At 72.4% G+C, this 18,010-nt stretch carries 11 protein-coding genes and 1 pseudogene; 3 read left to right on the top strand and 9 right to left on the bottom strand.

All coding sequences use genetic code 11. The annotated features are described in order from the left end of the window. Nucleotides 1-105 precede the first annotated feature (105 nt). Genes ACFWJX_RS07700 through ACFWJX_RS07690 form a run of 3 tightly spaced genes read right to left on the bottom strand, consistent with a single transcriptional unit; the run spans nucleotide 106 to nucleotide 3,808 of the window. Complete coding sequence (locus ACFWJX_RS07700) at nucleotides 106-1,056, bottom strand: carbohydrate ABC transporter permease (RefSeq protein ID WP_383238304.1); 951 nt, start codon at nucleotides 1,054-1,056, stop codon at nucleotides 106-108. Then, nucleotides 1,053-2,087, bottom strand: a complete 1,035-nt coding sequence (locus ACFWJX_RS07695; protein ID WP_383238301.1) for an ABC transporter permease — start codon at nucleotides 2,085-2,087, stop codon at nucleotides 1,053-1,055. Before ACFWJX_RS07695 ends, ACFWJX_RS07700 begins: the two co-directional genes overlap by 4 nt. A 26-nt stretch (nucleotides 2,088-2,113) precedes the next feature. Further along, complete coding sequence (locus ACFWJX_RS07690; RefSeq protein WP_383238299.1) at nucleotides 2,114-3,808, bottom strand: extracellular solute-binding protein; 1,695 nt, start codon at nucleotides 3,806-3,808, stop codon at nucleotides 2,114-2,116. Between the two features lie 384 nt (nucleotides 3,809-4,192). Between ACFWJX_RS07690 and ACFWJX_RS07685 the strand changes: the two genes are divergently transcribed. After that, on the top strand, nucleotides 4,193-7,033 hold the full coding sequence (locus ACFWJX_RS07685; RefSeq protein WP_383238297.1) for a glycoside hydrolase family 3 C-terminal domain-containing protein: 2,841 nt from the start codon (nucleotides 4,193-4,195) through the stop codon (nucleotides 7,031-7,033). Nucleotides 7,034-7,175: 142 nt separating this feature from the next. Here ACFWJX_RS07685 and ACFWJX_RS07680 read toward each other — a convergent pair whose 3' ends face one another. The 5 genes and pseudogenes from ACFWJX_RS07680 to gabT all read right to left on the bottom strand — a co-directional run bounded on the left by ACFWJX_RS07680 (nucleotide 7,176) and on the right by gabT (nucleotide 12,676). Continuing rightward, on the bottom strand, nucleotides 7,176-8,621 hold the full coding sequence (locus ACFWJX_RS07680) for an aldehyde dehydrogenase family protein (RefSeq protein ID WP_383238294.1): 1,446 nt from the start codon (nucleotides 8,619-8,621) through the stop codon (nucleotides 7,176-7,178). Nucleotides 8,622-9,190: 569 nt separating this feature from the next. Then, nucleotides 9,191-9,862 (bottom strand): phosphatase PAP2 family protein, encoded by a 672-nt coding sequence (locus tag ACFWJX_RS07675; protein ID WP_383238291.1) that lies wholly within the window; start codon nucleotides 9,860-9,862, stop codon nucleotides 9,191-9,193. A 13-nt stretch (nucleotides 9,863-9,875) separates the two neighbouring features. Further along, nucleotides 9,876-10,748 carry an alpha/beta fold hydrolase gene (locus ACFWJX_RS07670; RefSeq protein WP_383238288.1) on the bottom strand — a complete coding sequence of 291 codons (873 nt, stop codon included), beginning with the start codon at nucleotides 10,746-10,748 and terminating at the stop codon, nucleotides 9,876-9,878. Between the two features lie 243 nt (nucleotides 10,749-10,991). After that, nucleotides 10,992-11,206: pseudogene (locus ACFWJX_RS07665) on the bottom strand (phosphoesterase); the annotation flags it as partial. Between the two features lie 135 nt (nucleotides 11,207-11,341). Further along, nucleotides 11,342-12,676 carry a 4-aminobutyrate--2-oxoglutarate transaminase gene (gabT, locus tag ACFWJX_RS07660; RefSeq protein ID WP_383238284.1) on the bottom strand — a complete coding sequence of 445 codons (1,335 nt, stop codon included), beginning with the start codon at nucleotides 12,674-12,676 and terminating at the stop codon, nucleotides 11,342-11,344. 267 nt (nucleotides 12,677-12,943) lie between these two features. Between gabT and ACFWJX_RS07655 the strand changes: the two genes are divergently transcribed. Both ACFWJX_RS07655 and ACFWJX_RS07650 read left to right on the top strand, forming a co-directional pair. Further along, nucleotides 12,944-15,427, top strand: a complete 2,484-nt coding sequence (locus tag ACFWJX_RS07655) for an ATP/GTP-binding protein (protein WP_383238281.1) — start codon at nucleotides 12,944-12,946, stop codon at nucleotides 15,425-15,427. 116 nt (nucleotides 15,428-15,543) lie between these two features. After that, entirely contained in the window at nucleotides 15,544-17,169 is a 1,626-nt protein-coding gene (locus tag ACFWJX_RS07650; RefSeq protein WP_383238278.1) for a PucR family transcriptional regulator, read from the top strand. Between the two features lie 304 nt (nucleotides 17,170-17,473). Here ACFWJX_RS07650 and ACFWJX_RS07645 read toward each other — a convergent pair whose 3' ends face one another. Then, nucleotides 17,474-17,926, bottom strand: a complete 453-nt coding sequence (locus tag ACFWJX_RS07645) for a hypothetical protein (RefSeq protein WP_383238275.1) — start codon at nucleotides 17,924-17,926, stop codon at nucleotides 17,474-17,476. Nucleotides 17,927-18,010: the final 84 nt, after the last annotated feature.

Raw genomic sequence — 18,010 nt, 5'->3', positions numbered from 1 at the left:
GGCGGGGGTGAGTAGACGTACCCAAGGGGCGCGGGGAACCACGCGACCGGCCACGGTCGGCCCGCGGCCGACGAACCACCGGCAGTCCCCGCGCTGCCAGGGCCGTTACCCCTTCACCGCCCCCGTCAGCATCCCCTTCTTGAAGTGTTTCTGGACGAACGGGGACAGCACGGCCACCGGCAGCAGAGCCATCACCATGACCGCCATCTGTACGGCCAGCGCCGACAGTTGGCCCGTCTTGATGGCCTGCCCCATCCCGACCGGCGCCTCCTGCTTCTGCACCAGCTGGATCATGACGTTCTGGAGCGGCATCATGTCCTGGTCGTTGAGGTACAGCGAGGCGTTGAACCAGGCGCTCCAGTACCCGACGGCGTAGAACAGCGTGATCACCGCCAGCACCGCACGCGACAGCGGCATCACGATCTGCCAGAGGATGCGGAAGTCCCCCGCCCCGTCGATCCGCGCGCTGTCGATGAGTTCCTGCGAGATCCCCATGAAGAAGCCGCGCAGGACCAGGATGTTGAAGACACTGATCGCGCTCGGGAGGATCAGCGCGAGGTAGGTGTCGGTCAGGCCGAGGGACTGCACCAGCAGGTAGGTCGGGATCAGTCCCGCGCTGAAGAACATCGTCGCCAGCAGGGTCATCAGGATCCAGCGGTGGGCGAGCGACCCCGAGCGGGACAGGCCGTAGGCGCACAGCACGGACACCGTCATGGAGAACGCCGTGCCGACGACGGTGATCAGGACGCTGATGACCGCGGCCCGGGTGACCTGGCCGCCGCTGAGGAGTTCCCGGTAGGCGATGAAGTTGATCTCCTTCGGGATCATCACCAGGCCGCCGGCCTGATCGATGGTCTTCCGTGAGGAGAGACTGGTGACGAGGACGATCCACAGCGGGAAGACGATCGCGAGGCAGGCGAACCCGAGGGCGATGCCCTTGCCGGCGAGGCCGGCCCTGCTGGGCTCCTCCTCCCACGCGGGCCGCGGCGGGGCGGCCCAACGGCCCGGTGGGCGCGGGGTCTTGTCGGCCACAGGCCGGTCGGTCACGGTGCTCACTTCTTGTACACCCCCTGCTCGCCCATGAGATGGGCCACCTTGTTCGCGATGAGCACGAGACCGAGGCTGATCACGCCCTTGATCAGACCGGCGGCGGCCGCGTAGCCGAAGTCCTGGTTGCGGACGCCGTTCCACCACACGAAGGTGTCGAGGACCTCCGAGGCCCCCGGTCCCACCGCGTCGCGTTGCAACAGGATCTGTTCGAACCCGACGGTGAGGGCGTCGCCGACGCGGAGCACCAGCAGCAGGGCGATGACCGGCCGCAGGGCGGGGAGGGTGACGTGCCACATGCGGCGCCACCGGTTGGCGCCGTCCATCGCGGCGGCCTCGTACAGGTCCGGGTTCACCGAGGCGAGCGCGGCGAGGAAGACGATGATGCCCCAGCCGGCGTCCTTCCAGACGCTCTGCGCGGTGATGAGGAACTTGAAGGTCTCCGGGTCGGTCATGATGTCGATGCCGTCGTACCCGTGCTGCCGCAGCAGCTGCGAGAGGATCCCCGCGCCGCCGAAGAGCTGCTGGAACACGGCGATGACCAGCACCCAGGAGAAGAAGTGCGGCAGGTAGAGGATCGCCTGCGACACCGCCCGCACCCGGGGCCTGACCACGCTGTTGATGAGCAGCGCGAGCCCGATCGGGATCGGGAAGTACAGCACGAGCTGGAGGAAGAACAGCACCAGGGTGTTCTGGACCGCCTCCCAGAACGCCGAGTCCTCGAAGAGCCGCTGGAAGTTCTCCAGGCCCACCCAGGGGCTGTGCAGGATGGAGACGACCCCGTTGTCGCTGATGTAGGGGTCGTAGTCCTGGAAGGCGACCACGTTGCCGAGGATCGGCAGGTAGTTGAAGAGCAGGACCAGGGCGACCGCGGGCAGCGTCATCAGCAGCAGGACGCGGTCGCGCCGGAACCTGGTCCGCAGGCTCAGCTTGCCCGAGGGCCGTATCCCCCCGGAACCGGTGGTTCCGCCGGACTCCGCCGGGGTCTTGTCCGTCTTCTCGGCCTCGGGCCTGCTCCGAGGCACCGTGCTGTGGGACACGGCCGTTCTCCTCGCCTCGCTGCCGGTCAGCTCGCCGCCGTGCCGTTGTCGTCGAGCAGCTTCTGGTACCAGTCGCGGAGCTGGTCGCCGCCCTTCTTCTTCCAGTCCGAGACGGCCGCCTGCATGTCGCTGATCTTCTTGCGACCGCGGACGATGTCGTCCTCCAACTGCTCGAAGTTGTTGGACAGGTTGGTCCAGCGGGTGGGCTCGGTGATCTGCATGCCGTAGAAGGCCGACTTCTTGGTGAAGGCGCCCATCCGCTGCTGCCACTCGACCGCGCCCTTGGTGACGTCCGGGAGGTCGGGGTGGGCGATGGTCGGCGCCGGGCTCGCGATCATCACGAAGGCGTTGGCGACCTCCTGGTTGCCCTTGTCGTTCTTGGTGGGCACCCCGTCCTTGACCGTGTAGTGGGTCCCCTCCACCCCGTAGTTGGTGAGCATGTACTCCTTGGTGCCGTACGGGGCGGCGGTGACGTTGGCGACGGCCAGCACGTCTCGGATGACCGCTTCGGAGGCCTTCTTGTTGACGAAGGCGAAGATGTTGGCCGGCTGGGTGGCGTAGATGACCGGGTCGGCGCCGCCGTTGCCGAAGATGTCCATGCCCCAGATCTGGAAGTCGGGGTTCTGGGCGGCCTGCGAGGCCTGCTGTCCCCACCAGCTGGAGATGTCGTTGTTGTAGATGAGGAACTCGCCGGCCGCGAACTTGGTGCTCGGGTCGACGGCCTGGCTCTTGCCCAGCTTGAAGTCGGGGTGCACGTATCCGGCGTCGAACAGCTTGCGGGACCACTCCAGCGCCTCGAGGTAGGCGTCCAGCTCGATGCGGTTGACCAGCTTGCCGTCCTGGACGATCCAGCCGAGCGGCTTCTCCCCGCCGGACGGCACGCCGAAGCTGTTGAACGCGGTCCACTTCATGTCACCGCAGGCCCACACCTTCGCCTTGGCGTTGGTGATCTCCTTGGCCAGCGCCACGAACTCGTCGGTGGTCTTCGGGACCGTGTAGCCCGCCTCGTCGAAGAGGTCCTTGCGGTAGAAGGGCACGATGTTCGTCACGTACGACGCCGCCATCGGCAGGCCGCGCAGCTTGCCGCCGAAGAGGGAGCGCTGCCAGGCGTCGGTCGGGATCGCCGCGAGGTTCGGGTACTCCTTGACCGCGTCCCCGGAGAGGTACGGGCCCAGGTCGGCGAACTTGCTGAGGATGGCGCTGGGTATCTTGCCGCCCATGTTCCAGCCGGGCACGACCACGACATCGGGCACGTCGCTGGAGGCGAGCACGGCGCCGAGCTTCTGGTCGTAGGTGTTGCCGTCCTGGTTCTGCCAGACGACGTCGACGCCGGTGAGGGCGTTCATCGCCGTGTAGTAGGGGTTGCCGCCCTTCGGCGGCGAACCCCAGAACGGCGACATCACGGTGACCTTGCCGCCCTTGCCGAGCTTCTTCGGTACCGAGGTCTTCAGTCCCGCCGGGTCGAGCTTGCTGAAGAAGCCGACGGCGGAGCCGTTCTTGGACGGGATGTCGGGCGACACCACATTGCTGGCGACAAAGGCCGGCAGGATCTTCTTGGCGTCCTTGCCCGAGGTGGTGCCGTCGCGCGAGCCGCTCTCCGAACCACCGCAGGCGGCGAGCAACGGCATCCCTCCTGCCACCGCTGCGGTGGCGACCGCCGTGGAGGCGAGGAAGCTTCTCCGGCTGGGCCCGGAGGAGGCGGAAGCGGCGTTCGGCGTCATTGCGTCAACCCTTCATGGCGCACCAGGACACCCGGCGGTGGCCGTCGGCTGCGGTGTCTCGAGTGGAACTGGCTGAGCTGAAGCGTCCCCGGTCCCTGATCGTCGGAGGTGTGCCTGCCTCGCGGCGGCGGCTCCGCACTGACGAAGGATCGTCGAAGCGCTTCGATGTTGCTGTGAGGTTAAGTGAAGGCATGGGGGTGCACAAGGGTCGCTCCCAAGATTCCTCCGAGGTATCCGGGTTTGGTCCGCGCTCATGCACGACTTGAAATGTCGCTCAAGAGTCCCAGTTGTTGCCGCGGGGTCCCTTGACACCCACCCCGGGGTCGAATGAGCATCGAAGCGCTTCGAAAGCGTCTCCCCGCTCCATCGCAAAGGGAACCTCACGTGACCGCATCCACGCCGCCCGCCCCGCCGTTCCGCGATCCGCATCTGCCGTTCGCGAAGCGCATCGACGACCTGCTGTCGCGACTGACCCTCCAGGAGAAGATCTCCTTCCTGCACCAGTTCGCGCCCGCCGTGGAACGGCTCGGCGTCGGCGCGTTCCGCACCGGTCAGGAGGCGCTGCACGGAGTGGCGTGGATGGGCCCGGCGACGGTGTTCCCGCAGGCCGTGGGGATGGGCGCGACCTGGAACCCGGAGCTGGTACGGCGGGTCGGCGAGGCGGTGTCCAAGGAGGTCCGCGCGATGCGCGCCCGCGACGAGCGGATCGGCCTCAACGTCTGGGCCCCCACGGTCAACCTGCTGCGCCACCCCCTGTGGGGCCGCAACGAGGAGGGCTACTCGGAGGACCCGAGGCTCACCTCCGCCATCGCCACCGCCTATACACACGGCCTGCGCGGCGACCATCCGACCTACTGGCGTACGGCTCCGGTCCTCAAGCACTGGCTGGCCCACAACAACGAGACGGGCCGTGACGTCACCTCGTCCTCGGTCCGCCCGCGCGTGCTGCACGAGTACGACCTGCGCGCCTTCCGCGAGACGGTCGAAGCGGGCGCCGTGGCCGGGGTGATGCCGGCGTACAACCTGGTCAACGGGCGCCCCAACCACGTGTCGCCGTACCTGCGCGAGCAGCTGCGGGCCTGGACCGAGGAGGAGCTGCTGGTCTGCTCGGACGCGGGCGCGCCCTCCAACCTGGTCGACTCCGAGCACTACTTCGACACCCACGAGGAGGCGACGGCGGCCTCGCTGACCGCCGGCGTGGACAGCTTCACCGACCACGGCACGGACGGCTCGAAGATCGTCGCGCGGGTGACGGGGGCGTACGAGCAGGGTCTGCTGGCCGAGGCCGACATCGACGCGGCGGTCCGCCGCCAGCTCTCGGTGCGGTTCCGGCTGGGCGAGTTCGACCCGCACTACGACCCGTACGCGGGCACCGGCGAGTTCGACACCCCGGCCCACCGGGCCCTCGCGCGGGAGGCCGCCGAGCAGGCGGTGGTGCTGCTGCGCAACGACGGTGTGCTGCCGCTGGCCGCGGACGCCCGGATCGCGGTGGTCGGCCTGCTCGCCGACGAGTGCAAGCTCGACTGGTACAGCGGCACCCTGATCCACCGGTCCACTCCGCTGGAGGGGCTGTACGAGCGGTTCGGCGCGGAGCGCGTGGAGTTCGCCGAGGGGGTGGACAGGGTCCTGCTCAGGACCGCCGCCGGAACGTTTCTCAAGGTGCCGCCCGCCCCCGAGGCCACCGACGAGGTGCGCGGCGCCGAGGGCGCCCTGGACCCGGCGCTGCTCGCGGGCCGCACCGACCTCCCGCCGCTCACCGCGGACCCCGCCGGCACAGAGTTCGCGCTGGTCGACTGGGGCGAGGACGTGCTCACCCTGCGCGCCCCCGACGGCCGCTACCTCTCGGTCGCCGAGGACGGTTTCCTGCGCGCCTCCGCGGACCAGCCCGGCGGCTGGGTCGTGCAGGAGACGTTCCGTCTCGAACCCCACGGCGACGGTCACCTCCTGCGGCATCTCGGCACGGGTCGCCACGTCTCTGTCGCCGCCGACGGCGTGAAGGTTGCCGACGAGAATCCCGAGGTGTTCCACCTCGTCGTCACCGAGCGCGGCGAGGAGGCGGTGGCGCGGGCGGCGGCCGGGGCGGACGTGGTCGTGGTGGTGGCGGGCAACGACCCGCACATCAACGGCCGCGAGACCGAGGACCGTACGACCCTGCGGTTGCCCGGACAGCAGGAGCGGCTGCTGAAGGCCGCCCGAGCCGCGAATCCGCGCACGGTGCTGGCACTGGTGTCGGCGTACCCGTACGCCGTCGAGCCGGGGCAGCTGTCCGCGGTGCTGTGGACGGCGCACGGCGGGCAGGCCGCGGGCACCGCCCTGGCCCGGGTCCTGGCCGGTGACGTCTCCCCGGCGGGCCGGCTCCCGCAGACCTGGTACGCCGACGACGCGGACCTGCCCGACCTGCTGGACTACGACGTGATCGGCACCCGTCAGACGTATCTGTACTTCGAGGGCACTCCCCTGTTCCCGTTCGGGCACGGCCTGTCGTACGCCTCGTTCGCGTACGCCGATCTGGCGGTGCGGGTCGGGGAGGGCTCGGTGCGGGTCTCCTTCACGGTGACCAACACCGGGAAGGTGACCGCGGACGAGGTCGCCCAGCTCTACTCGCGGGCGGTGGACCCGTCGGTCACCCGCCCCCGGCGCGAGCTGCTGGCCCACCACCGGGTCACACTGGCCCCCGGCGCACGGACGGCACTGTCCTTCGAGGTGCCGCTGTCCGCCTTCGCGTTCTGGGACGTGGCGCGGGGCGACTGGCGCCGCGAGCCGGGACCGTACGACCTGCTGGTGGGCGCGTCCAGCGAGGACGTCCGGCTGCGGACGACGGTGACCCTGGAGGGCGAGCGGGCCGCCCCGCGTCCGGTCCTGCGCGACGGACTGGCCGCCGTCGACTTCGACGAGCAGAGCGGCACGGAGATCGTGGACCGGACGAAGGTGTCGGGTGACGCGGTGACGCCCGCGTCGGCGGACGGCACGGCCGAACTGCTCTACCGGGACTGCGACTTCGGCTCCGGTGTCACGGGTGTGAGCGTGGAGGTGGCCGGCGAGGGCACGGTGGAGGTCTCCCTGGCAGGCGGCCCGCCCCTGGCGACGCTGACCCTGGGCACGCCCACGCCGGGGCCGTACGCCTCCACCACGCTCGACGCCCCCTTCACCGCCGAGGGCGTCCACGATCTGCGTCTCAGACTGCGCGGCCCGGTGCGGCTCGCGCTCGTCGGCTTCTCCGGCTGAGGGTCCGGCAGCGGCCGACGCGAAGAAGGGGCCCGGCACCGGAAGGCATCGGTGCCGGGCCCCTTCCGGGACGACGAGCTCGCGTCACGAGCGAGGTTATCTGAAAACGGTTCCCATTAGCTAGAGTGCCTCGGGGTCCGTTTCAGAGGGCGAGACCGGTGAGGACCAGCACGCGCTCGTAGGTGTAGTCGTCCATCGCGAACCGCACGCCCTCGCGGCCCACACCGGACTGCTTGGCGCCGCCGTACGGCATCTGGTCGGCGCGGTAGGAGGGCACGTCGCCGATGATCACGCCGCCGACCTCCAGCGCCCGGTGGGCACGGAAGGCGGCCTGGAGGTCATGGGTGAACACGCCCGCCTGGAGGCCGTACTTGGAGTCGTTGACGGCGGCGAAGGCCTCGGCCTCGCCGTCCACCTTGCGCACTGTGAGGACCGGCCCGAAGACCTCCTCGCAGGAGATGGTGGCGTCCGCCGGTACGTCGGTGAGGACGGTCGGCGCGTAGGAGGCGCCGTCGCGCTTGCCTCCGGCGAGGAGCGTGGCGCCCGCCGAGACCGCCTCGTCGACCCACGACTCGACGCGCCTGGCCGCGTCCTCGCTGACCAGCGGGCCGACATCGGTCCTGTCGTCGGACGGATCGCCGGTGACCTGGGCCTCGACGGCGGCGACGATGCGCGGCAGCAGCCGGTCGTACACGGAGGCGTCGGCGATGACCCGCTGCACGGAGATGCAGGACTGGCCGCCCTGGTAGTTGGAGAAGGTGGCGATGCGGGTCGCGGCCCGGTCGAGGTCGGCGTCGCTCGCGAAGTCGCCGAGGACGACGGCCGCGCCGTTGCCGCCCAGCTCCAGGGTGCAGTGCTTGCGCGGCACCGAATCCATGATCGCGTAGCCGACCTTCTCGGAGCCGGTGAAGGAGATCACCGGCATCCGCTCGTCCTGGACGAGGGCGGGCATGCGGTCGTTGGAGACCGGCAGGATGCTCCACGAGCCGGCGGGCAGCTCGGTCTCGGCGAGCAGTTCGCCGATGATCAGGCCGGAGAGCGGGGTGGCCGGGGCCGGCTTCAGGATGATCGGCGCGCCGGCCGCGATCGCCGGGGCGACCTTGTGGGCGCACAGGTTCAGCGGGAAGTTGAACGGCGCGATGCCGAGCACGACGCCCTTCGGGAAGCGCCGGGTGAGGGCCAGGCGGCCCTGGCCGCCGGCGTCGGTGTCGAGCCGCTGGGCCTCGCCGCCGTTGAACCGGCGGGCCTCCTCGGCGGCGAACCGGAACACGGACACGGCCCGGCCGACCTCGCCCCGCGCCCACTTGATCGGCTTGCCGTTCTCGGCGGAGATCAGCTGGGCGATCTCCTCCGTGCGCTCGACGAGCCGCTTGCTGACGTGGTCGAGGGCGGCGGCACGGACGTGCGCCGGGGTGGCGGCGAACTCGTCCCGCACGGCGTACGCGGCGGCCACGGCCTCCTCGACCTGCGCGTCGCTCGGCACGCCGACCTTGCCGACGAGACGGCCGTCCCACGGGGAGGTGACGTCGAAGCTGTCCTCGCCGGTGACCTGGCGGCCGGCGAGCCAGAAGGCGTGGGTGGCCCCCACATTCTTTTCCTGGGGCATAGGAGAGTCCCGGCCCTTCCGCGTAGTGGGTGTGCTGCTGGCTTTTCCTGCTCCACGGTAGGGGCGCGGAGGCGGAGGGTCGCTTGTCCGAGTCGTAGTGGTGGGGGCCTGGGGTACGCCGGTTTGGCACGGTCGGCTACCGCCCGGCCGCAGCGGACCGGGCCCACGCCGGTTCGAGGCAGACCGGGCCCACGCCGGTTCGACGTGGCCCCCCACCCGCGTGCCGGGCAGGGCCACGAACGCCGCCGGGCCGTGAGCCACGGAGCCACACACTGCCGGCCGACCACCCCCCTGCCGGGCAACGCCGGGAAAGCCACCAGGCCATGAACCACAAAGCCGCACCCCTGCCGACCGGCAACCACGCGACCCGCCGCTGGAACGGCCGCTGGAACGGCCGCTGCGCCCGCGGCGCCGCGTCCGGAGACCGGTTCACGGACGGCAGTCATGACGACGGCCGCTCCGGTGGCCGGGCAGCAGGACTGACGCCGCCGGAAACCCCGGACCACCGAGCCGCAGCCCTGCCGGCCGGGGCTACGCCGGCCAACGGCCCGCTACCGCGCGACCCGCCGCAGGAACAGCCGGAACGACCCCAGCAGCACCGCACCCAGGCACCAGCTCGCCCCCACGTCCAGCGGCCAGTGGTAGCCCCGCCGCAACAGACCGAAGGAGACGGCCGCGACCAGCACGACGGCTGTGGCGACCGCCGCCCGGCGGGCGAGCCGTGAGACGAGCCAGGGCAGCAGGACCAGTACCGCCGCGCCGTAGGCCACGGCCGCCGTCGCGGTGTGGCCGGACGGGTAGTAGCCGGTCGCCGGCGGCACGGCGGGCGTCCCCGGCCGGTCCGTCCACTCCTTCAGGGGTACGACGATCAGCGGCACCAGCACCATCAGCGCGAGCCCGGCGACGGGCGGCAGCCACCACCGCGGCACGCCAGCCGACCGTGCCCGCCGGGCCGCGTACCCGGCGACCAGCACCAGCACGGGCAGCGCGACCTGCACATTGCCCAGGTCGGCCAGCAGCTCGGCGGCCCGGCCGGGCCGGACGAGGGCCCGGCTCAGGCGCTCGTCCAGGTCCAGGAGGGGTCCCTCGGCGGCGACCTGCCAGGTGCACAGGGCGAGGAGGAGCGCGGGCAGGCCGAGCAGGAGGGCGCCCCGAGCGGGGCGTCCGGGAGCCGGTGGCGCCGGGGCGGCACCCCCGGCCTCCGGGTGGGAGCGGGTCGACATGGGCCCCAGCTTGTCAGGAACGGCTGTGCTCCAGGATCGCGGCGGCCAGCGGGGCGTGCACCGCGGGCGGCAGGGCGTGCCCCATGCCGGGGATCTCCACGAGGCGAGCGCCCCGGATCACCTGGGCGAGGTGCTGCGGGTGCGGCGGCGGGAAGACCGGCTCGGCCGGCGCGGAGATCACCAGGGTGGGCACCTCGGTGCGGGCGAGCTGCCGGGTGCGGTCCATGCCGGACGCGTCGGCCCGGCCGTGCGCGGTGTTGGTCCGGTGATGCCCGGTGTGCTCGATGATCCCGCGCTCCAGAGCGCGGGTGTACGCGGCATCGAAGGGAAGGACGTCACCGCTCAGCAGCCGCCAGTGCTCGACCCTCCGGTCCAGCTCCGCCTCCGCGTCCAGGTCGGACGGCACGGGCCTGGCCCACAGCTCCAGCACCCGGGGGTCGATCCCGGGCAGCTCCTCGACGGGCACCGCCACGCCGTCCGGCCGTACGTACGGCGTGCTGCTGAGCGCCTGGGTGCCCATCAGGGTCGCGGTGTGCAGCCGGTCGGGGTGGTCGGCGAGCAGCAGTTGGGCGAGCATCCCGCCCAGGGAGAGGCCGACGACATGGGCCCGGTCGACACCGAGGGCGTCGAGGACCGTCACGGCGTCGGCCGCGAGCGCGGTGATCGGGTACGGCTGCTCGTCGAACGCCCACGTGGAGCGGCCGGTGTCGCGGTGGTCGTAGCGGATGACGCGGTGGCGGGCGGCGAGGAGGTCCACGAACGGGTCGGGCCAGCCGACCCCACTGGCCTGGGCGCCCATGATCAGCAGGAGCGGGGGCGCGTCGGCGGGACCGCGATCCTCCACCCAGAGGCGGATGCCGGGTGCGGCGTCGACGTGGCGGTGCATGGGGGCCTCCTGCGGGGCGGACGGCGGACGGCGGCTCGGAGAAGCCGGGAAACCGGGAAACCGGGAAACCGGGAAACCGGGAAACCGGGAAACCGGGAAACGGGGACCCGGGACCGGGAAACCGAGCGACTGCGAGACGATACGTATCGTATCGCTTCCGCCTCAAAAAGAAGACCCCGGGGCGTGAACCGGGGTCCGCAGTCAGTGGCCTGTGTGCGAGAGATCGGTGTCCGAGAAGGAGGTCGGCCACCCCGGAACAGGGGGGGTGGTTCCGAGGTGGCCGTCCGGACCGGAATGTCGCGCGCCCCGGGGGGTTTGGGGCGAGCGACCGTCCGATCGGTGAGGAGATCCGAAGCCGAGGGCTCCGGTTGTGTGCGCGAGGCACGACCAGGTCGAAGCTGGGGAGGCCCCGGCCTGGGTTCGCCCACAGTCCCCTGTGAGCGGGGTGTATCTCTCATCTGGGTAGAACCTACGGCAGTGACTCCCGGGACGACAGACGGATCTCCCTCCCGCCATCCACCCCGCACACCTTCTTCACACGCTCTGCCCGGCCCGGAATTCCGTGGCTCCCGGACCGGACGCACAGGTCCCGCTCAGACGCGGGCGAAAGCCTGCTCGATGATGTCCAGACCCTCGTTGAGCAGGTCGTCACCGATGACCAGTGGCGGCAGGAAGCGCAGCACGTTGCCGTAGGTGCCGCAGGTCAGGACCAGCAGGCCCTCCTGGTGGCAGGCCTTGGCGAGCGCGGCGGTCGCCTCGGGGTTCGGCTCCTTGGTCGTACGGTCCTTGACCAGCTCGATGGCGATCATCGCGCCGCGGCCGCGCACGTCACCGATGATGTCGAACTTGTCCTGCATGGCGGTGAGGCGGGCCTTCATCGTGGCCTCGATCGCCTTGGCCTTCGCGTTGAGGTCCAGCTCCTTCATCGTCTCGATGGAGCCGAGCGCACCGGCGCAGGCGACCGGGTTGCCGCCGTAGGTGCCGCCGAGGCCGCCCGCGTGCGCGGCGTCCATGATCTCGGCGCGACCGGTGACGGCGGCCAGCGGCAGGCCGCCCGCGATGCCCTTGGCTGTGGTGATCAGGTCCGGGACGATGCCCTCGTCCTCGCAGGCGAACCACTGGCCGGTGCGGCAGAAGCCGGACTGGATCTCGTCCGCGACGAAGACGATGCCGTTGTCGGCGGCGAACTTGCTGATCGCGGGCAGGAAGCCCTTCGCCGGCTCGATGAAACCGCCCTCGCCGAGCACCGGCTCGATGATGATCGCGGCCACGTTGTCGGCCCCGACCTGCTTGGAGATCTGGTCGATGGCCTGCGCGGCGGCCTCCGGGCCCGCGTTCTCGGCCCCGGTCGGCCAGCGGTAGCCGTAGGCCACCGGCACCCGGTAGACCTCGGGCGCGAACGGGCCGAAGCCGTTCTTGTACGGCATGTTCTTGGACGTCAGCGCCATCGTCAGGTTCGTCCGGCCGTGGTAGCCGTGGTCGAAGACGACGACCGCCTGGCGCTTGGTGTAGGCGCGGGCGATCTTGACGGCGTTCTCGACGGCCTCGGCGCCACTGTTGAACAGCGCGGACTTCTTGGCGTGGTCACCCGGGGTCAGCTCGGCCAGGGCCTCGGCGACCTCCACGTAGCCCTCGTAGGGGGTGACCATGAAACAGGTGTGGGTGAAGTCGGCGAGCTGCGCGGCGGCCCGGCGTACGACGGCCTCGGCGGAGGCGCCGACGCTGGTCACCGCGATTCCGGAGCCGAAGTCGATCAGGCGGTTGCCGTCGACGTCCTCGATGATGCCGCCGCCCGCGCGCGCGGTGAACACCGGCAGCACAGAGCCCACGCCCTGCGCGACCGCGGCGACGCGGCGGGCCTGAAGCTCCTGCGACTTCGGGCCGGGGATGGCGGTGACGACGCGGCGCTCCTGCGGAAGTGCGGTCATGGGGGCTCCCTGATGATCTTGCGTACCGGGCGTACCGGGGTGCGTTCTCACGGACGCACAGGTTCTTTTCTCGCAGGCTAGGGCGGGGAAGGGGGTGCGGGCATGCTCCATGTGGGCGTTGTCGGCGGCGCCGGTTGTCCGTCGTGGACATAGCCGCTCGGGGGTCCGCCGCCGGGCCCCGGCCGCGTAAGCGGTGAACTCCCCATGCGGGGGCGTTAGATTGACTCGGCGATGGTGGACGGAGCGGCTGGTCAGGGGGCAAGGGCGATGGACAGCGACGGGACGCAGGACGCGCGGGGTACGCATGCGGATCCTGTGCCGCGGCCGGCGGTGCCGCCGGAGCGCCCGGCGACGACGCCTCCCGGTGTGCCGGCGCCGCCCGCGGTCCCGCCCCGGCCGGGCGACGCACCGCCGCTGCCTCCCGGTACGCCGTCCGTGCCTGCCGGTACGCCGTCCGTGCCGCACGCCGGCGGGCCGGGTGCCCCGGCCTCCTCGGCGGTGGCCGCCTGGCTGAACGAGCCCCGTGCGGCCGCCGGGCCGGGTATCTGGCGGTTCGGGTACCGGCTGCCGAAGGCCGCGCGGGCCTCTGAGCGGCTCGCGCCGGTCACCGTCGTCGGCCTGCTCATCCCGTTCGTGGTGGCGCTGGTGCTGTGGTCGCTGTGGCGCCGGGGCGGCCTGCCGTACCAGTTCGCTCCGCTGCGGCTGTTCACGCCGGACGACTGGTGGTGGGGCGGCACGATCGCCTCCCCGAAGAACATGGAGGGCGCCGAGGCCCGCGTGGTCTACGACGGCGTCTTCTTCGCCGTCCTCGTGCTCGCCATGGGACGGCTGGGCGCCTGGCCCGACGCCGTACGCCACTTCGTCGGCCGCCGGCCGCAGCCCGCGCGGGCGCTGCTCGGGCTGCTGGGCGCCCTGGTCGCGCTGAGCTTCGTGTTCCCGACCGCCTTCCCGGTGGTGGGCTGGGACGCCCTGCCCGTCATCGACCCGCTGTTCTCCCTCATCGCCCTGATCGCCGGTGGCTACGAGCTGTTCGCCGACCGGCTGTTCACCAACTCGCTGTACACGGTGATCACCCTGCTCGTGGTGTGGCCGTTCGCGCTGGTCGGCGGCTGGTGGCCGTACCTGAAGGAACGGCTCGCCACCCGGCGTGCGGCCGCCGACCCCGGTACGCCCGCCCCCGTGGAACGCCCGCGCGCCGAGTGGCCCGAGCTGCGCGACGCCGGGCAGCACGAGGCGGCCGACGTGCTGACCGCCGAGGTCGCGGCCGGGCGGATGAACGACGTGGACTGCGCGCGCGTCGCGCGCGCGTGGACGGCCGGCCGGCCGGAATTCCGGGAGACCGTGTTGCGCCAGGCCGGGGCCGCCTGGACCCACCCCTCCGGCTCCCGCGACCTGCCCCGGCGCACCGGCCGCCACGACCTGCTCGCGCGCCAGATCCGCATCGGGCGGTGGGTGGCCGGCGACCGTGTCCCCGCCGCCTATCACGACGCGGGCGCCGCGCTCGGCCCGGACGTGCTGGGCACCTCGCTGCTCGCGGTCGGCCCGTCCGGCTCGGGCAAGACGCGCACCCTCGTGGAGCCGGTCACCGAGGCGCTGGCCCTCCAGGCGCTCACCGGGACGTGCGCGCTCGTCGCGGTCTCCTCGGCCGGGAGCCCGCTCGGCTCCGACTCCGCCTTCGACGTGATCGTCCGGATCGGCAACGCCTCGTCGGTGCACGACCTCGATCCGTACGCCGGGTGCGACGATCCCGACGAGGCCGCCGCCATCCTCGCCGAGGCACTGGTGGGCGACCTCGACACGGTGAACGCGCAGGGCGCGGCCACCGCCCTCGCCCAGCTCCTCGGCCCCTACCGGGCCGTGCACGGCCGCTTCCCGCCGCTGCCGGTCCTGCGCGAGCTGCTGGAGGGCGAGCCGACGGCGCTGTCCGCTCTGCGCGAGGCGGTGGCCGGCGACGAGGTCATGCGACGTGAGCTGGACGCGCGCGTCCGCCAGGCGGGTGCGCCAGGCGACCCGGGCCGCGCCCTCGCCGACCGCCTGGCGCTGCTGAACCGGCCGGCCTTCGCCGACTTCTTCGGCGGGAACGGCGGGAACGGCGGGCCGGAGAGCGGCGTGCACCGGGCTTTCTCGCTGCGTTCCGTCGCCCACCACCCGCTGCGGGTGCGCGTCGACCTGCCCGAGCGCGGCCACGAGGAGGCCGGCCGGCTGATCACCCGGCTCGTCCTCGCCCAGTTCCACACGGTCGTACGGGAGGCCGGGCGCACCCACTTCGCCGCCCTGGTCCTGGACGACGCGACCGGCGCGGTCACCGCCGGGTCGGTGCGCCGGATCCAGCGGCTGCGCTCGCAGAACGCGGGCGTGCTGCTGTCGCTGCGCACGGTCGCCGACGTCCCGGAGGCCCTGCACGGTCCGCTGTACGGGGCCGTCGGCTGCCGGATGGCTTTCGCCGGGATCACCACCTGGGACGGCAGCCGGTTCGCGCAGACCTGGGGCACCGAGTGGGTGGAGACGACGGAGGTCGCCAAGCACACGGTCTTCGCCGACCAGCCGATGACCCGCGCCCTGCACGCCCTGCGCAAGCTGGTCACCGGCAAGGCCGTCACCACGGACGCGGTGACCGTGCGCCAGGTGGAGCGGGAGCGGTGGTCGGCGTCCCAGCTGGCGCACGAGGTGCCGCCGGGGCACGCGGTGCTGTCCCTGACCAGCCTCAAGGGTGAGCACGCGCCGCCGCTGCTGGTGGATCTGCGCGGCTGAAGCGAGGCGCGGGCGACCCCTACAGTGAGGCAGAATCGGCACAGGCCCTTCATACGAAGCGGCCAAAAGATCATCCCGCTGATCGCCCGTGCGTCCGCCTCAGACCTGAAGGTCCCATGCCCCCCACGCTCGCCTCGCTCGTCCACCACTCCGCGCTGAAGCTGGCCGTGCGGGCGGGCGGGGACCGTCTCGACGTGCCGGTGCGCTGGGCGCACGTCAGCGAACTCGCCGACCCCGTGCCGTACATGGAGGGCGGGGAGCTGCTGCTGATCACCGCCCTGAAGCTGGACGCGGAGGACCCCGAGGCGATGCGGCGCTATGTGAAGCGGCTGGCGGGGGCCGGAGTGGTGGGGCTCGGCTTCGCCGTCGGCGTCAACTACGAGGAGATCCCCAAGGCCCTCGTGGACGCGGCCGAGGAGGAGGGCCTGCCCCTGCTGGAGGTGCCCCGCCGCACGCCGTTCCTCGCCATCAGCAAGGAGGTGTCGGCGGCGATCGCGGCCGACCAGTACCGGGCGGTGACGGCAGGTTTCGCGGCGCAGCGCGAGCTGACCAGGCAGGCGCTGACGGACGGTCCGGAGGGCCTGCTCGCCGCGCTCGCCTCCCAGGTCGACGGCTGGGCCGCGCTGTACGACGCCTCGGGCGCCGTGGTCGCCGCCGCGCCGGAGTGGGCGGAGCGGCGGGCGGCGCGGCTCACCGCGGACGTGGAGCGGCTTCGGGAACGTCCGGTACCGGCCTCGGCGGTGGTCGGCGGGCCGGAGCACACCGACCACGACGACCGGGTCGAACTGCACTCCCTGGGCACCGGCCGCCGCCCGCGGGCCGCCCTCGCGGTCGGCACGGCCTCGGCCCTCGGCACGGCGGAGCGCTACGCCGTCCACTCGGCGATCGCTCTGCTGACCCTGACCACCGAACGCTCCCGCTCCCTCCAGGCGGCGGAACAGCGCATCGGCGTGGCGGTGCTGCGCATGCTGCTGGCGGGCGAGCCGGACCACGCGCGGGCCGTCGCCGGTGAGCTGTACGGCGGTCTGCTGGACGCCCCGTTCCGGGTACTGGTGGCCGAGCCGGCGTCCGTGCGGGGCCACGCCGACGCGTCCTCGCGCGGGCCCGGCTCCGCCGACCGGGCCAAGGACACCCTGGGCGCCCTCGCCGAGGTCGTGGAGTCGGCGGCCGCCCGGTCCGGGGAGACGGTCCTCGTGGTGCCCGAGGGCGAGCGGCTGGTGGCGCTGGCCGCCGACGAGGGCGCGGCGGCCGCGGCCGTCGCCTCGTACGCGGCGGCGCTGGAGGACGCGCGCGTGTCCGGGGCCGAGGGCGAGGAGGACGAACTGATCGTCGGCCTGTCCGGGCCGGCCGGTCCGATCGCCGCGGCGGCCGCGTACAAGCAGGCGGAGCAGGCGCTGTCGGTGGCGCGGCGCCGGGGCCGGGTCCTGGTGGAGCACGAGCAGCTCGCGGCGGGCTCGGTGCTGCCGCTGCTGGCCGACGACGCGGTGAAGGCCTTCGCGGACGGTCTGCTGCGGGCCCTGCACGAGCACGACGCGACGGGCCGGGGCGATCTGGTGGCCTCCCTGCGCGCCTGGCTCTCCCGGCACGGCCAGTGGGACGCGGCGGCGGCCGACCTCGGCGTCCACCGGCACACCCTGCGCTACCGCATGCGCCGCGTCGAGGAGATCCTGGGCCGTTCCCTGGACGACCCGGACGTACGGATGGAGCTGTGGCTGGCGCTGAAGGCGACGGCACCGGAGTAGCCGCCGGGCAGCGGTGAGCGCCGCGCCGGCCGCGCGGGCGGCCGAAGCCGGTGAACGGGTCGCCTCCCGACGGAGCTGGCTAACTGACCCGGCCAGGTCGGTGGCGGGACGTACGGGCGGCACGGCTGTCGAGCCCGGCTCGGGGCGCGGTGGCCGATGCCGCCTCACTGAGCCCGGCGGCAGGCGGGGCGTATCCGTCAGCCCGGGTCGCCTCCCGACAGGGCTGGGTTCCCCGGCCCGGCCAGGTCGGTGGCCGGGGACGGTGGCGATGCGGGCGGCCGGGTGGGTCAGCCGGGCGGGTGGGTCAGCCCATCGCTCCCCCCGCGGGGCCGGCCGCCGCCTCGTGCATGGCCAGTTCGAGGAGAGCCGGGTCGGTCAGCGTGCCGGAGCCGTCCGGCGGGACCAGCCAGCGGACGGCGCCGGTCGAGCGGCCCGGATAGGGCACGACGATCCAGGTGCCGGGCCCTGCCGTGCGGATGCCGGTGCCGAGCCAGCGGGCGGCCGTGCCCGGTGGCACGAGGAACCCCATCCGGTTGTCCCCGAAGTCGGCCAGCACGGGTCCGGGCCGGTCGAGGATGCGGGTGAGGACGTCAAGTGTGGGATAGCCGAGTTCGCCCGGCAGGATGAGCACGTCCCAGGCCCTGCCCGCGGGCAGGAGCGCGACCCCGAGGGGGTTGCGCTCCCATTCCCAGCGGCAGGCCTCGGGGTCCGGTGCGACGGATGCCAGCCATTCGACGGCCGTCTTCGCCCCAGCCATGTGGGACCTCCCTGTGTCTCGTCGACGCGTGCGCGTCACAAGGGAGAGGGAGGTTTCCGGCGGGCATTACGCAGGTCGGACACC

This window comes from Streptomyces sp. NPDC058335, from assembly GCF_042723915.1.
In the GTDB taxonomy this organism is placed as follows: Bacteria; Actinomycetota; Actinomycetes; order Streptomycetales; family Streptomycetaceae; genus Streptomyces.
Note: the sequence above shows the minus strand (reverse complement) of the source record. Positions and strands in the feature narration are given on the sequence as shown.